This window comes from Enterobacter sp. 120016, assembly GCF_018383635.1.
GTDB classification, from domain to species: Bacteria; Pseudomonadota; Gammaproteobacteria; order Enterobacterales; family Enterobacteriaceae; genus Enterobacter; species Enterobacter asburiae_D.
The window spans coordinates 143,083-158,122 of record NZ_JAHAWC010000008.1 but is presented as its reverse complement, the minus strand read 5'-3'; the positions used below and the strand labels follow the sequence as shown (position 1 = coordinate 158,122).

Below are 15,040 nucleotides of genomic sequence, written 5' to 3'. Positions count from 1 at the left end.
ATGACGCGTCAATTTTTCAGCCGACCTTTAACACGTTCCTTGCCTCCCCGGGCCTCGGCTGACCCAGACAGGAGGCTGAATAATCCGTAAGGAGCAATTCGATGCGTCATTACGAAATCGTTTTTATGGTCCATCCTGACCAGAGCGAACAGGTTCCGGGTATGATCGAGCGTTACACTGCTGCCATCACTGGTGCAGAAGGTACGATCCACCGCCTGGAAGACTGGGGCCGCCGTCAGCTGGCTTACCCGATCAACAAACTGCACAAAGCACACTACGTTCTGATGAACGTTGAAGCGCCGCAGGAAGTGATCGATGAGCTGGAAACTACCTTCCGCTTCAACGATGCCGTTATCCGCAGCATGGTTATGCGTACCAAAAACGCAGTTACCGAAGCATCTCCGATGGTTAAAGCGAAAGACGAGCGCCGTGAGCGTCGCGATGATTTCGCAAACGAAACCGCAGATGATTCTGATGCTGGGGATTCTGAAGAGTAATTTCTGATGACCAACCGTCTGGCGTTGTCCGGCATCGTATGCAGGGCTCCCCTTCGAAAGGTCAGTCCATCAGGAATTCCGCATTGCCAGTTCGTGCTTGAGCATCGTTCTGTGCAAGAGGAAGCCGGGTTTCACCGGCAGGCGTGGTGCCAAATGCCCGTAATTATTAGCGGACACGAAAACCAGGCCATTACTCACAGTTTAACGGTCGGTAGCGCAGTAATCGTTCAGGGGTTCATCTCTTGCCACAAGGCAAAGAACGGCCTGAGCAAAATGGTTCTGCATGCCGAGCAGATTGATTTGATAGATTCTGGAGACTAGCCATATGGCACGTTATTTCCGTCGTCGCAAGTTCTGCCGTTTCACCGCGGAAGGCGTTCAAGAGATCGACTATAAAGATATCGCAACGCTGAAAAACTACATCACCGAAAGCGGTAAGATTGTCCCAAGCCGTATCACCGGTACTCGTGCAAAATACCAGCGTCAGCTGGCTCGCGCTATCAAACGCGCTCGCTACCTGTCCCTGCTGCCGTACACTGATCGTCATCAGTAATCGGGCACGGTCCATTAATACGACTTTAAGAGGATAAGGTAATGCAAGTTATTCTGCTTGATAAAGTAGCAAACCTGGGCAGCCTGGGTGATCAGGTTAACGTTAAAGCGGGTTACGCACGTAACTTCCTGGTTCCACAGGGTAAAGCTGTTCCAGCTACCAAGAAAAACGTAGAGTTTTTCGAAGCACGTCGCGCTGAACTGGAAGCCAAACTGGCTGACGTTCTGGCGGCTGCTAATGCTCGCGCTGAAGCAATCAACGCACTGGGCACCGTTACCATCGCGTCTAAATCTGGCGACGAAGGTAAACTGTTCGGTTCCATCGGTACCCGCGATATCGCTGATGCAGTTTCTGCAGCAGGCGTTAAAGTGGCTAAGAGCGAAGTTCGTCTGCCGAACGGCGTTCTGCGTACCACTGGTGAGCACGAAGTTGACTTCCAGGTTCACAGCGAAGTGTTCGCTAAACTGGTTGTTAACGTTGTAGCTGAGTAATTTTTTACTCTGCTCACGTTGAAACGCCGGCCTTGTGCCGGCGTTTTGCTTTTCTGGGAGACCAGAATTCATCATTTCTTCTTGTATGGTAGCTATTCCTGTCGCATTCTCTGACAATAAATTGAAACGCAATTTTATTTATGAGATTTGTCATGGATACCGCTCTGCCCACGCCTGTCTTTGCTCGTCGAAATGTGGCCTATGCCTGCGCCACGCTCTGCTGTCTACTCTGGGGTAGCTCCTACCCGGCCATTAAAAGTGGTTATGAACTTTTCCAGATCGCAACCGATGATATTCCATCGAAAGTGGTGTTTGCCGGATACCGTTTCCTGTTTGCCGGTGTGTTGCTGCTGCTGTTTGCATTGGCTCAGCGAAAACCGATTGGCAGGCTTACGCCCAGGCAGTTTGGCCAGCTCACCATCCTCGGGCTGACCCAGACGACCATTCAGTACACTTTCTTCTATATAGGCCTGGCCTACACGACGGGGGTGAATGGTTCAATCATGAACGCCACTGGAACCTTCTTCAGCGTTCTGTTGGCGCACTTTATCTACCACAACGACAAACTCAGCTATAACAAAACGCTGGGCTGTATTCTCGGGTTTGCAGGGGTAATGCTGGTGAACTTCCACAGCGGGTTAAGCGATTTCCAGTTTGTCTGGAATGGTGACGGGTTTGTGGTGCTGGCTGCTTTTATTCTCTCCGCTGCCACGCTGTACGGAAAACGCATCTCCCAGACCGTCGACCCCACGGTGATGACCGGTTGGCAGCTGGCTATCGGCGGGCTGGTGTTGGTGGGGGGCGGATATGCGACTGGCGGAACGCTGGAAGTGCACGGTATGAAGGCCATCGCCGTGCTGGGATATCTGACGCTGCTCTCATCCGTAGCCTTTGCGCTGTGGAGCATGCTGCTGAAAGTCAACCGAGTCAGTATGATTGCGCCGTTTAACTTCGTTGTGCCGGTGGCAGGCACAGTATTATCCGCCATTTTCCTCGGGGAAAATATTCTGGATATCAAATATGCGATTGCGCTGGTGCTGGTCTGCTCGGGGATTTGGTGGGTAAACAAGCGGAGTGCCTGAGAACAGTGTGCCGGGTGGCGGCTACGCCTTACCCGGCCTACAGAACTAGCGTGCGCGAATAAAACTGCCGTCGGTCTGACGGGTAAACAGCACCTGCTGACCATTTCCGGTATCGATCGTTAGGCCGGTCACCACGCCGCTGGCGTTCTGGCGGATCTGCACCATCTGACCATTTTGCAGGTTGCTCAGCGGCTTGCCTGCGCCTTCCACCTTCGCCATGGCATAGACGTCGGTCGGCGGCAGGTTGTGGTCGCGGAACAGCTGCGCCAGAGTTTTGCCCGGCTCTACGCGATAGGAACGCCACTGTTGCTCAATGCCGGTGGGCTGTTGCGCCTGAGGCTGAGACGGGGCGGCGGCTTGATCCTGCGGCTGTTCATCCTGAATAGGCTCTGGCTCAACCGGCGCGACCTGACCCGGATCGTTAGACGGGGTGACGAGCTGCGTCTGCATAGGCTGTGCGTCAGGCTGCGGCCGCGTCTGCGACTGAATGTCCAGTTGGGCATTGCGGGTGACGGGTGCGGTATCAACATCATCGCCCCCGGAAGGAAGCAGGAAGCCCACGATCACCATCAGCGCGCCAATGATGATCCCTCTGCGATGCAGAGGAGGCAGCGGGTCCATGATGCGAAAATTGTCCGGCGCCTGCCAGATTTTCGCCAGGGTAGGTTTCAGTTCAAATCGCCCGGGCATGGCACTCCTCCTGCTCCGCGTATTTTTTATCCTGTGTCCCGAAGTATAGTTTGCTAACTGCCTGAACGGCGTAGTAAACCCGACATCCGTGACATCAGTTCGGGATTAATCCTGGTTATCTCTATTGTTTCTGTTTCGTCGCGGTTTGTCACCTTAACTTCAGACAAAGTTTTACCCATAAGGGCATGGCTGATATGCTGCCCGCTACTTTAAATGTGATGGAAGGAAAACCCATGACCACCCCGACTTTTGACACTATCGAAGCGCAGGCAAGTTACGGTATCGGCTTGCAGGTAGGACAGCAGCTGAGCGAATCCGGCCTGGAAGGTCTGTTACCAGAAGCGCTGGTGGCGGGTATCGCTGACGCGCTGGAAGGCAAACAGCCTGCCGTTCCGGTTGACGTCGTGCACCGTGCGCTGCGTGAAATCCACGAACGTGCTGACGCCGTGCGTCGCGCGCGCTTCGAAGAGATGGCCGCCGAAGGTGTGAAATATCTGGAAGAGAACCGCGAGCGTGAAGGCGTGAACAGCACCGAGTCAGGTCTGCAGTTCCGCGTGATCAATCAGGGCGACGGCGCAATCCCGGCACGTACCGACCACGTTCGCGTACACTACACCGGTAAGCTGATTGACGGTACCGTCTTCGACAGCTCCGTGGCGCGCGGCGAACCGGCTGAATTCCCGGTGAATGGCGTTATCGCAGGCTGGATCGAAGCGCTGACCCTGATGCCGGTCGGTTCCAAATGGGAACTGACTATCCCGCATAACCTGGCCTACGGCGAGCGCGGCGCTGGCGCGTCCATCCCGCCATTCAGCACCCTGGTCTTTGAAGTCGAGCTGCTGGAAATTCTGTAACCGAATTTTCTTATTTCCTCTCCCCGGCAGGGGAGAGGAAAATAGTGTAAAAACCTATAGTTACGGTGCTATCAACATTTTATCTTGCAAACGAAACTGTTGCGTGTATTTTTGTGAGCTGTTTCGCGCTGTATGAGTGATATGACACTCACTTTCAACATATTATTAACATAATATCTAAATCATAGTATTCATCCCGCCGATTCTTACCTAATATCGATTAGCCCTTACAAGGGAACGTCATCTTTTGACGTATTTAAAGGCCAGAAGAGCCTTAACAACACAGACAGGCATAAACAGGAAAATATCACATGGTAGATCAGGTCAAAGTCGTCGCCGACGAAGAGGCGTCGTCCGAACAGTCGCTACGGCGCAATCTCACAAACCGTCATATTCAGCTCATTGCGATTGGGGGTGCCATCGGTACCGGGCTGTTTATGGGGTCGGGCAAAACCATCAGTCTCGCCGGACCGTCAATCATATTTGTCTATATGATTATCGGCTTTATGCTGTTCTTCGTGATGCGTGCAATGGGTGAATTGCTCCTCTCGAACCTCGAATACAAATCCTTTAGCGACTTCGCTTCTGACCTGCTCGGGCCGTGGGCGGGCTATTTCACCGGCTGGACCTACTGGTTCTGCTGGGTCGTCACCGGTATGGCGGACGTCGTGGCGATTACCGCCTACGCGCAGTTCTGGTTCCCCGGGCTGTCGGACTGGGTCGCCTCGCTGGCGGTCATTGTCCTGCTGCTGAGCCTGAACCTCGCCACCGTTAAAATGTTCGGTGAGATGGAGTTCTGGTTCGCGATGATCAAGATTGTGGCGATTGTCGGGCTCATCGTTGTGGGTCTGGTGATGGTTCTCACCCACTTCCAGTCGCCAACGGGCGTTCAGGCGTCGTTTACCCATCTGTGGAATGACGGCGGCTGGTTCCCGAAAGGCATCAGCGGCTTCTTTGCCGGCTTCCAGATTGCGGTGTTTGCTTTCGTGGGGATTGAGCTGGTAGGCACCACGGCGGCGGAGACCAAAGATCCCGAGAAGTCTCTCCCGCGCGCCATTAATTCTATTCCAGTTCGTATCATCATGTTCTACGTCTTCGCGCTGGTCATCATTATGTCCGTGACGCCGTGGAGTTCCGTGGTGCCAACCAAGAGCCCGTTCGTTGAGCTGTTCGTGCTGGTAGGCCTGCCTGCTGCCGCGAGCCTGATTAACTTCGTGGTGCTGACCTCTGCTGCCTCGTCTGCCAACAGCGGCGTATTCTCCACCAGCCGTATGCTGTTTGGTCTGGCACAGGAGGGCGTGGCGCCAAGCGCGTTCGCCAAGCTGTCTAAGCGTGCGGTACCGGCAAAAGGGTTGACCTTCTCCTGCATGTGCCTGCTGGGCGGCGTGGTGATGCTCTACGTGAACCCAAGCGTGATTGGCGCGTTCACCATGATTACCACGGTCTCTGCGATCCTGTTTATGTTCGTCTGGACCATCATCCTTTGTTCATACCTGGTGTACCGCAAGCAGCGTCCACACCTGCATGAAAAATCGATCTACAAGATGCCGCTGGGCAAGCTGATGTGCTGGGTGTGCATGGCGTTCTTCGTCTTCGTGCTGGTTCTGCTGACGCTGGAAGATGATACCCGGCAGGCACTCCTCGTCACGCCGCTGTGGTTTATCGCGCTGGGGCTGGGCTGGGTGTTTATCGGTAAGAAACGTATGGCAGGCGTAAGGTAAAAGCAAAACGGCAACTTCGGTTGCCGTTTTTAGTTTTTGCACCCTCTCCCCGTGGGAGAGGGCCGGGGTGAGGGCATCAGGCCGCAGCGGCCTTTTTTATTCCCCAGCTAATGCCCGCGGGAACAAAACGTTGTTCTCAAGACTGATGTGTTCCATCAGGTCGTCGATCGTTTCGTTAATGCCGTTGTACATCGCTTTCCACGTTGTGCACGCTTCTGGCGGCGGCGTGACGTTGTGGGTGGTGTGTTTGATCACTTCCAGCAGTTCACCCGCGTCATCGTGCTCGCTTTCCATCACGCTGATAGGCCCCATCGCCTGGCTTCCCATTCCCTGTTTAATCATCGGGAAGAGGATCTGCTCTTCTTTCATCATATGGCTGGAAAGCTCTTCGTGCAGCAGGGTCAGGTACTTCGCCAGACCGCGCGGTACGGATGGTTTGTCGGCATGTACGCGCTCAACTTTGGTCGCCTGCAGGATCAGTTCCGGCAGCTGTTCACGGTGACGGTCATGGTATCGCACGATGATATGGTCGATGATTTCAGCAAGCGGGGCGGTTCGCCAGTCTTTGTCGACGGGCTGCTCGGCCAGCAGCGCCAGCTCTGCTTCAATCACCTCAACGTCCAGCTCTTTGCGTGAGGCCGCACGCGCCAGGGTTTGCTTACCGCCGCAGCAGTAATCCATATCGTATTTACGGAACAGCGCAGAAGCGCGAGGAATGGAGAGCGCCAGCTCGCCAAGGGGTTGGTCGCGAAAGGCCATAGCAGTTACCTCGTCATTAATAATATAAGATGCATATTAAATGCATCTTTAAGGCGGCGCTATAACCCTTTAGAGGGAAGGGAAAAAATGAGATGCAGATCACAAAAAAATACCCCATTTAACTCTCTGAATGGACTTAGGAAAGTGGTTTAGAAACTTTTTAAAGGTGTAGAAACAGTAAACAACCCGCCGCGCCTGCCGATATATCCACGTCAGACAAACCTGCATATAACAAAGGCAACGCATGTTTAAACGTATAAAAGTCATTACCCTTCTGATTTCGGTGCTGCTTGTGCTCGGCATCATGCAAGTGATTTCCGCCGGTATCTTTATCAACGCGCTGAACAACGATAAAGACAACTTCACCGTGTCGCAGCTCTCCAGCCAGAACGTGGCGGAGTTTACCGATGCGTGGATCAGTCTGAACCAGGCACGCGTCACCCTGAACCGCGGGATGTTGCGCCTGCAAAGCAGCATGGCCTCGCAAATTAACGGCGGTCAGCTGAATGAGCTGGTGACGACGGCGAAAAATCTGCTGACTGAAGCGCAGGTCCATTACGATAAATACTATGCCTTGCCGAATACGCCAGGCCTGGACGAGAACCTGGCTAACCGACTCGAAGAGCAGTACCGCATTTACTCTGCAACGCTGACCCAAATGAACGTTCTGCTGAGCCAGGGCAATCTGGAAGATATGTTCAAGCAGAATGCAGAACAAAAGCAAAACGCGATGCAGACGGTATATCGTGAATGGCGTGAAGCGCAGGCTGCGCTCACCGATAAAGGCATTCAGGATAATGAAAGTGATTACAAACACATCCTGTGGATCCTCTCTGCGGTCATGCTGCTGGTGATTGTGGTGATTATTTCCAGCTGGGTAGCCATGCGCCGCGTGCTGCTGCTGCCTCTGGAAGAGGTGATTAACCATATTCGCGCCATTGCGGCAGGGGATTTAACCCAGCCCATTCAGGCTGACGGTAAAAATGAGATGGCTATCCTGGCGCGCAACGTTCAGGAGATGCAAACCTCGCTGGCGAACACGGTGGGCGTGGTGCGTGAAGGCGCAGATACCATTTACACCGGTGCAGGCGAAATCTCTGCGGGCAGTAACGATCTCTCTTCCCGTACCGAGCAGCAGGCCGCGTCTCTGGAAGAAACGGCAGCCAGCATGGAGCAGCTGACGGCTACCGTGAAGCAGAACGCCGATAATGCGCGTCAGGCGTCCCGCCTGGCGCTGGACGCCTCCTCAACGGCGAAGAAGGGCGGTAACGTGGTGGAAGGCGTGGTGCGTACAATGGACGAAATCGCCACCAGCTCCAGTAAAATCGCGCAAATTACTAACGTGATCGACGGTATTGCCTTCCAGACTAACATTCTGGCGCTGAACGCGGCGGTGGAAGCGGCGCGCGCGGGCGAGCAGGGCCGTGGTTTTGCGGTGGTGGCAGGGGAAGTCCGCACTCTCGCACAGCGCAGCGCCCAGGCGGCGAAAGAGATCAAAGCGCTGATCGATGATTCCGGCGAGCGCGTAAACGCGGGCTCCCAGCTGGTTAACGAAGCCGGGGAGACGATGGCGGAGATCGTCAATGCGGTCACCCGCGTCACCGACATCATGGGCGAAATTGCCTCGGCCTCTGACGAGCAGAGCCGCGGTATCGATCAGGTGGGTCAGGCGGTAGCCGAGATGGACCGCGTGACCCAGCAGAACGCCTCGCTGGTAGAGGAGTCTGCGGCCGCGGCGGCGGCGCTGGAAGATCAGGCTGCACGCCTGAACGAAGCGGTGGCGGTGTTCAAAATCACCCGCAACCAGGCGGTCAAAGCGGCGCCGGTGAAAACCTATGTGCCAAAAGCGCAGCCCGCAGCGGCGGCGTCTGAAGGGAACTGGGAAACGTTTTAAGGGCTTGCCCGGTGGCGGCTACGCCTTACCGGGCCTACGGTTTTGTAGGCCCTGCAAGCGCAGCGCCGCTGGGCAATGCTCACACCTCCGACGCCGGAACGACCCTCGGTTTCTCCGGCTTCGCTCTTACCGCCATTACCACCCCCACCACCAGCAGCGCGATCCCGCAGGCCGTGAATAACGGCGGCACGCTCTGGCGCATCAGGAAGGTATAAAGCAGTCCGGCCAGGGTTTCGAAGACAATCAGCGGCCCTAAAATCACCGTCGGCAGCTTCTGGCTGGCAATGTTCCAGCACAGCGCGCCCACCCATGAGCACAGCACCGCAACCGCCACCATCAGGCCGATAAACACCCACGGTCTTGGCCCGAAGGGTTGGGCGAAGTCCGGCTGTTGATGGCCTAACCAGATGCACGCCCCGACATACCCCACCAGCGAGACGGGCAGCGTGACCAACGCCTGCGCCGTCGCCCACATCATCGGGTGCTTGTCCGGGTTCTCCCGCAGCCAGCGCGCGTTGCGCAGGGCATACCATGCCCAGCACGCCACGGAAATGAACGCCAGCACAATGCCAGAGCCGTAACGCCACAGGTCAACTTCCGCCTGCCCATGACGCAGCTCGGCAATATTGACGCATACCAGCCCCACGGCGGTGCATACCAGCGCCGGGGTCATTTTTGACCACGCCAGTTTGCCATCGCGGTGGCTGTAGAGCAGGTTCGCAAAGACGGGGATAACGACCGGCAGCGTGCCGATAATCATGGTAGATACCGGCGCACCGGTACGCTGAATGGCGCTCGCGAGGCAAACGTAGTAGATAAGATTGCCCATCATCGTTAACGCCAGCGCGGTACTCCAGTCCTGACGGCTGAGCTGACGCAGGCGCGCGCGTCCCAGCCACGCCAGAGGCAGGGCAATCAGCCCCAGCGCCAGATAACGTCCGGTCGACTGCAGTATTGCCGGATACTCGGGCACGATTAATGGGCCGACAAAAATCAGCCCCCACATCATCCCGGCCAGCAGGGCATACAACACACCACTAATCATTTTTCCATCCACAGGTATTTACGCTGTATGCAGTGTAGGAGGGGAAAATGCGCGCGTATTGTATGAGATTGCGCATTAGCGCCGGGTGACCTGCTTCTGGTAGCGCACGGGGGTAATGCCGTAGCGGTGGGTAAACGCGCGGGTTAAATGCGACTGGTCGGTCAGCCCGGTTGCTGCGGCGACCTCTGCCGCGGGCATGCCGTGGGTGAGGAACGCTTTAGCGCGCCAGAGGCGAATGGCCATCAGCATCTGGTGCGGCGTAACGTGAAAATGGGCTTTGAACTGGCGCTGGAAATGGTACGGGCTGAGCGAAACGACGCTGGCCAGCTCGTCCAGCGTCAGGGCGCGCATATAGTTGTCGTGCAGATACTCGCGCACGCGTTCGAAGCGGTGCGCGCCTTCCAGAACCACCGGCGCGTGATGGGCAAACGGCCGGAAGGTCTCAATCAAATCCAGCAGCAATCCTTTTTGCGCAAGCGGATCGTCCGTGTGCCACAGGCCGTAAATGAGCCTGCCGATTTGCTGCGAGCGCTGCGGGTCATGACGCGTGACATCGCTAAACCACCAGTGCCGGAGGCCGGTCACCTCTTCCAGCAGGTCGGGTTCGATATAGACCATCCGGTAGCGCCAGCCGTCTTCGGTGGCGGATTCACCGGTATGGATCTCGTCCGGGTTCATGGTGACGACGGATTTTTCCGCCGCGAGATGCTGGGTACCGCGATAGCGAAAGCGTTCGGCACCGGTTTCAATCGTGCCGATCCCGAAGGCTTCATGGGTGTGAGGCTCAAAGGCGTAGTCAGAAATATGCGCGTGATAAAGCTCCAGGCCCGGCAGCTGCGCCAGATGGCGAAAGCGCGCGCTGTCTCTTTCATCAGTAAACTGTTCCGGTACGCCTTGCACGGTGAGCCTCCTCGTGGTCATCTTTTCATTATCAGAGATGACCGGCGTTTATGCACTAAACATCTTTGCCCGGACGGTCTTACGGTAATCCCCCGGTGAAACCGTTGTTTTATGCTTAAACTGGCGATTAAAGTGCGCAATATCCTGATATCCAACCGCATTCGCGATCTCCTGAATGCACAAATTGGTGGATTGCAGCATTGTCATGGCGGATTCAATTCTGGCGGTTAATAAATACTGCAGAGGAGACATGTCGGTGGCATTTTTAAAGCGGCGATTAAAGTTGCGCAAACTCATGCCGGCCATATCTGCAAGACTTTGCATGGATATATCCGAAGCGCAGTTGGCTTTTATCCAGATTTGAATTTGAACAATATCTTCATCCGGATGGGGTTTGTTTTCTTCACTGTAGCATTGACGCTCAAACTGGCTACGAATTTCATGGAAAAATGTCCGTTGGGTATGTGTGGCTACCCGTTTCCCGTATATCGTTTCTATAAAATGGATCGTCAGGTCTGACAGGGCCTTAACGCTTGCGGCGCAGTAAATATTATCGGCCTGAGTGAGGAAATGTTTTGTTTGTAATTTTACGGTGGGGTAGTCGCGCGAGAATTGTTTGAAGTAGTGCCAGTGGGTGGTGGCGGGTTTCCCGTCGAGCAGTCCCGACTCCGCGAGAAAGCAGCAGCCCGTTCCGACGGCGGCGATGCGGGTTCCTCGCGCGGCCTGCTCGGTCAGCCATTCCAGGAGTTCAGGCTGTTGCCTGACCACTCCGCGAGGATTGCGCCACAGGGCAGGAAGATAGATAACGTCATAGTGTCTGTCTGCGGCAAGGGTGGTATCGGCGGTAATGCTAAAGCCACTGTGCGTCAGGATGGGCTCGCTGTTTATGCCAATGGTATTCACCTTCAGAATATTCTCCGGGCGACAGAGCCTGAAGGGTGACTTCTCCGGTTTGTGCGTGTCTGCGTGGGATGTTGTTTTTTGCTCAGCTAAATAGCTACTGGCTGCGGCTTTCCACATTTCAATCGGAAGACTGAGACCGGAACTTAGCATGCGTTCGCATAACACAAATCCTATTTGTGTATTTGTCATTTTTGATTAATACCTGTTTTGACTATTATTTTTGGTAGCTCATCGTTGTCCTGGCCAAAAAAGTCAGCATTTTGGCTGGATTTTCATATTAGCTTTTGTTGGTAATTTGTAAACTAATATCTGAAATTATCGCACTTACTTAACAAAATAAATCCACGACCACTACAGGATGAATTATGGTGAAATTACCCGTAATAACGGCTTTTGGCGGCTATGGTCCAGCTGGTCGTAGTTCTTCACATCATGCATTTCGTCGAATGATAATTGAGTCATTATCGGAAGAGGAAAGGCAGGAGACGTTATTATCGTTAGCCATCCTGATGGGCGTACTGAAATATGATGAGGGCGGGTATTGCGACATTTCCGGTAAAAGATTTACACCTGCTCAGGCCGCCGCGAGGATAAAAGACGAGGCGCTTGAGGGGACCCTTATCAGAAAAATCACGCGCGACTATTTTGATGTCGATGCTATCGCCAGCCATGCAAAATTGAATATGGTTTCAGGCGAAGAAGGGTTCAGTTTTAATATATCTGCCAGACAATTACCTCACCCCTTACCGGCGGGATGGCACGTTGAAGAATTAGCGGATCAGCGTGTTCGTATCACCGTTCAGGGAGAGATGGACTGTAAAATTGAGGCGTTGCTGCGCACGGAGGTGCAGGCTGCCGGGCTGTTGCCGCAGGGATTCCGCCCGGGCGACCACTACAACTCGCAGTTCCATCCGCGGGCGTTACAAATGGCGATTGTCGGGGCGTCAGACGCCATCAACGCCCTGGGGATCCCGTGGCGAGAGGTGCAGGCAAATATCACGCCGGATCAGCTCGGCGTCTATTCGGGCAATATCATGGGGCAGCTCGACGATTATGGCTTTGGCGGGATGCTGCAGTCGCGCCTGAAAGGCCATCGCGTCAGCGCCAAGCAGTGTCCGCTGGGGCTGAACAGCATGTGCGCCGATTTCCTCAATGCGTATGTGCTGGGTAGCGTCGGCCACACCAGCGCCACGCTGGGGGCATGCGCCACGTTTCTGTATAACCTGAATGCGGCAGTTGAAGATATCAAAGCGGGGCGCATTCGCGTAGCCGTCATTGGCAGCGCCGAAGCGCCGGTCACCTCAGAAGTGATTGAAGGATTCGATGCCATGGGCGCTCTGGCAACGGAGAGTAAGCTTAAGCATATTGATGAAAAGGAAACGGCCGACTGGCGCAACAGCAGCCGCCCGTTTGGCAACAGCTGCGGTTTTGTGATCGCGGAATCCAGCCAGTATGTCGTGTTAATGGACGACGAGCTGGCGCTGCAGCTTGGCGCAGAGATCCACGGTTCGGTGGGAAATGTCTTCATCAACGCTGACGGCTTTAAGCGTTCTATCGCGTCACCGGGGCCGGGGAACTACATCACCATGGCGAAAGCCGTAGCCTCTGCGGTATCGATGGCCGGGATGGAGACGGTGCAGAAGGGATCGTTTATTCAGGCGCACGGTTCAAGCACGCCGAAGAATTGCGTCTCCGAGGCGGATATTTTTGACCGCGTTGCGCAAGCCTTTTCGATTCGCGACTGGCCGGTGACGGCGGTGAAATCGTATCTCGGCCACTCCCTGGGGCCCGCCAGCGGCGACCAGCTGATCGGCTGCCTCGGCGTCTTCCGCTACGGTATTTTGCCGGGAATTAAAAGCGTGTCGCACATCGCGCCGCAGGTGAACAACGCACGCTTAACCATTCCTCTTCAGGACTGCAAATTAGAGGAAGGCCAGGGACAAATCGCCTTTATAAATTCAAAAGGCTTTGGCGGTAATAATGCCACGGGGGTGGTTTACTCGCCAAAGCTTACCCATCAATGGTTGCGCAAACGCTATGGCGACGCGGTGTTTGCGGAATATCAGCAGCGTAACCGCCAGGTGCGACGTCAGGCTAACGCGTACGACGAGGCGGCTTCGCAGGGGGAACTCAATGTCATTTATCTGTTCGGACAGCAGGGGATAAATGAGGAAGATATTAAGATTGATAGGAATGGCATCACCATTCCCGGATTTGAAAAACCGATAACGTACGCGACGGATAAAGAATACCCGGACTTTTAATCGTTATATCTGATTTTATTATTAATAAATAAAGGTGCTTGTATTTTCTCAGGCGCCTTACCTTTGTGCACCACTAAACAGGAGAAAGAGAGTGGCTAATCTCAGTGCAATACTGATTGCCTTTGGCTGGAGCGGTATTGTTGTCGGCATAATGATGGGCGGATTAATGGGGATGTATGCTTTTAAGGGACCGTTTCGCGCCCCCAAAGGACATGAAAACTATACCGATTTAAACCGCAGAATGTTAAGGCTGGCACATATTGCCTTTATTATGCTGCCGTTAATATCCATGCTCTATGGCATGTGTATTGATGACCTCGCCGTGTCTTATACCTATAAATATTATGCCGTTATTTGCATGATGATACTTTCGGTTGGTATTCCGGTTCTCCTGATTGCATCGTGTTTTTATCTGCCATTTAAATATGTGCAGGTTATACCGTTTAGCTGTGGAATGTATGCGTTAGTCGTAATGGCAATTGGCAGGGTTTCAGCCCTGTAAACTATCACCTACCTGAGATATAAAAATGAAAACGTTACTGAATACCCGCCAGCTGGGTCGGGACGCTATTGTCGCGACCGTAGATAAGCACGTTTATACAGAAAACCGCGCATTTGCCAACAGGCTTATTGACCGGATTGAATCCCATCCGCTGATGCGCAGCCCTATATTATCAAAAATGAACAGCGGTGAAGTCGATCTTCAACAGATGCGCGTATTCCATCTGGAGTTTTATCACGCTTTTGCGCAAGTCTTTACCGATGCCGTTATTGAAGCGTTAAGCGCGGCGAAGCAGCTGGAAGCTCCGCTGGGCGCGCAGGCGAAAATGGCGGCCCGTTTTCTGCTGCAAATCAACCTGCTGGATGAGCTGGGCTTCCACCCAGGCGAAGATGCCGAGGGCAATTACAACGGCCAGCCCGCGCTGGCGCACTACGTCCAGTTCTTTACGACCATCCAGCAACTGGGGATGACAGAGCACGAGGTGAAATCCTGGCTGCCGATGTCCAGCTCCCTGGCCTGCCGCGCAACGTTTGAGAATGCCTATGGCGACTATACCCAGCTGGTGGGGTTGCTGGCCGTGGCCGAGACCGTCTTCCATGACTTCGCCACGCCGTGGGCCAAAGGCGTTGATAAAGCGACGGATATTGATGTCACGAAGGGCTATCACAGCATCCATGTAGAAAGCGAAACGGGAGAGTCCATTGAAGATGGCCACTCCGAAGATGCATGGATCCTGTTCTGCCAGGCGCTGACAGAAGACCGCTATGCCGAGATGGAACAGCGCGTCGATCTCTGGCTGAAGGTCTGGAACGACTTCTGTAACGATCTGCTGGCTGGCCGCGCCGGAAAATAATCTTTTCACCCTCATTACATTTGAAAATATAG

Annotated in this window: 16 protein-coding genes; 11 read left to right on the top strand and 5 right to left on the bottom strand. The window is 54.4% G+C overall.

The features are described 5' to 3' along the window. Positions 1-101 precede the first annotated feature (101 nt). From rpsF to KIF87_RS13780, 5 genes are all read left to right on the top strand, one after another. A complete protein-coding gene (rpsF, locus tag KIF87_RS13800; RefSeq protein ID WP_080328808.1) occupies positions 102-497 on the top strand; it encodes a 30S ribosomal protein S6 in 396 nt (131 codons plus the stop codon). Positions 498-503: 6 nt separating this feature from the next. Then, a complete protein-coding gene (gene priB / locus KIF87_RS13795) occupies positions 504-818 on the top strand; it encodes a primosomal replication protein N (RefSeq protein ID WP_008502895.1) in 315 nt (104 codons plus the stop codon). A 4-nt stretch (positions 819-822) separates the two neighbouring features. Beyond that, the gene (rpsR, locus tag KIF87_RS13790) at positions 823-1,050 is read left to right on the top strand and encodes a 30S ribosomal protein S18 (RefSeq protein ID WP_000135199.1); all 228 of its coding nucleotides are present in this window, start codon (positions 823-825) and stop codon (positions 1,048-1,050) included. 41 nt (positions 1,051-1,091) lie between these two features. Continuing rightward, positions 1,092-1,541, top strand: a complete 450-nt coding sequence (rplI, locus tag KIF87_RS13785) for a 50S ribosomal protein L9 (RefSeq protein ID WP_023310148.1) — start codon at positions 1,092-1,094, stop codon at positions 1,539-1,541. Positions 1,542-1,693: 152 nt separating this feature from the next. Then, positions 1,694-2,623: a DMT family transporter gene (locus tag KIF87_RS13780; protein WP_213329035.1), complete on the top strand. Its 930-nt coding sequence runs from the start codon at positions 1,694-1,696 to the stop codon at positions 2,621-2,623. A gap of 45 nt (positions 2,624-2,668) precedes the next feature. Here the strand turns inward: KIF87_RS13780 and KIF87_RS13775 are convergent, their stop codons facing one another. Next, positions 2,669-3,313 (bottom strand): OapA family protein, encoded by a 645-nt coding sequence (locus KIF87_RS13775; RefSeq protein WP_213329034.1) that lies wholly within the window; start codon positions 3,311-3,313, stop codon positions 2,669-2,671. 233 nt (positions 3,314-3,546) lie between these two features. Between KIF87_RS13775 and bamJ the strand changes: the two genes are divergently transcribed. Next, entirely contained in the window at positions 3,547-4,167 is a 621-nt protein-coding gene (bamJ, locus tag KIF87_RS13770) for a BamJ family beta-barrel-assembly machinery protein (protein WP_008502892.1), read from the top strand. 311 nt (positions 4,168-4,478) lie between these two features. Then, complete coding sequence (cycA, locus tag KIF87_RS13765; protein ID WP_213329033.1) at positions 4,479-5,888, top strand: D-serine/D-alanine/glycine transporter; 1,410 nt, start codon at positions 4,479-4,481, stop codon at positions 5,886-5,888. Between the two features lie 96 nt (positions 5,889-5,984). Here cycA and ytfE read toward each other — a convergent pair whose 3' ends face one another. Then, positions 5,985-6,647 (bottom strand): iron-sulfur cluster repair protein YtfE, encoded by a 663-nt coding sequence (gene ytfE, locus KIF87_RS13760; protein ID WP_159515381.1) that lies wholly within the window; start codon positions 6,645-6,647, stop codon positions 5,985-5,987. 244 nt (positions 6,648-6,891) lie between these two features. Here ytfE and KIF87_RS13755 point away from each other — a divergent pair, with 244 nt between their 5' ends. Next, on the top strand, positions 6,892-8,541 hold the full coding sequence (locus tag KIF87_RS13755) for a methyl-accepting chemotaxis protein (RefSeq protein WP_121424858.1): 1,650 nt from the start codon (positions 6,892-6,894) through the stop codon (positions 8,539-8,541). A gap of 79 nt (positions 8,542-8,620) precedes the next feature. On the opposite strand, the gene KIF87_RS13750 is transcribed toward KIF87_RS13755, so the two are convergent. The 3 genes from KIF87_RS13750 to KIF87_RS13740 form a co-directional block, all read right to left on the bottom strand. Then, the gene (locus tag KIF87_RS13750) at positions 8,621-9,586 is read right to left on the bottom strand and encodes a DMT family transporter (RefSeq protein ID WP_213329032.1); all 966 of its coding nucleotides are present in this window, start codon (positions 9,584-9,586) and stop codon (positions 8,621-8,623) included. Positions 9,587-9,661: 75 nt separating this feature from the next. Further along, positions 9,662-10,486 carry an AraC family transcriptional regulator gene (locus KIF87_RS13745; RefSeq protein WP_213329031.1) on the bottom strand — a complete coding sequence of 275 codons (825 nt, stop codon included), beginning with the start codon at positions 10,484-10,486 and terminating at the stop codon, positions 9,662-9,664. A gap of 48 nt (positions 10,487-10,534) precedes the next feature. Further along, the gene (locus tag KIF87_RS13740) at positions 10,535-11,578 is read right to left on the bottom strand and encodes a GlxA family transcriptional regulator (protein ID WP_249665901.1); all 1,044 of its coding nucleotides are present in this window, start codon (positions 11,576-11,578) and stop codon (positions 10,535-10,537) included. Positions 11,579-11,754: 176 nt separating this feature from the next. On the opposite strand from KIF87_RS13740, the gene KIF87_RS13735 reads away from it, so the two are divergent. From KIF87_RS13735 to KIF87_RS13725, 3 genes are all read left to right on the top strand, one after another. After that, on the top strand, positions 11,755-13,653 hold the full coding sequence (locus tag KIF87_RS13735) for a beta-ketoacyl synthase (RefSeq protein WP_213329030.1): 1,899 nt from the start codon (positions 11,755-11,757) through the stop codon (positions 13,651-13,653). A 91-nt stretch (positions 13,654-13,744) separates the two neighbouring features. Continuing rightward, positions 13,745-14,155, top strand: a complete 411-nt coding sequence (locus KIF87_RS13730; RefSeq protein ID WP_024907308.1) for a membrane protein — start codon at positions 13,745-13,747, stop codon at positions 14,153-14,155. Positions 14,156-14,180: 25 nt separating this feature from the next. Then, positions 14,181-15,008 (top strand): hypothetical protein, encoded by an 828-nt coding sequence (locus tag KIF87_RS13725; protein WP_104949582.1) that lies wholly within the window; start codon positions 14,181-14,183, stop codon positions 15,006-15,008. Positions 15,009-15,040 lie beyond the last annotated feature (32 nt).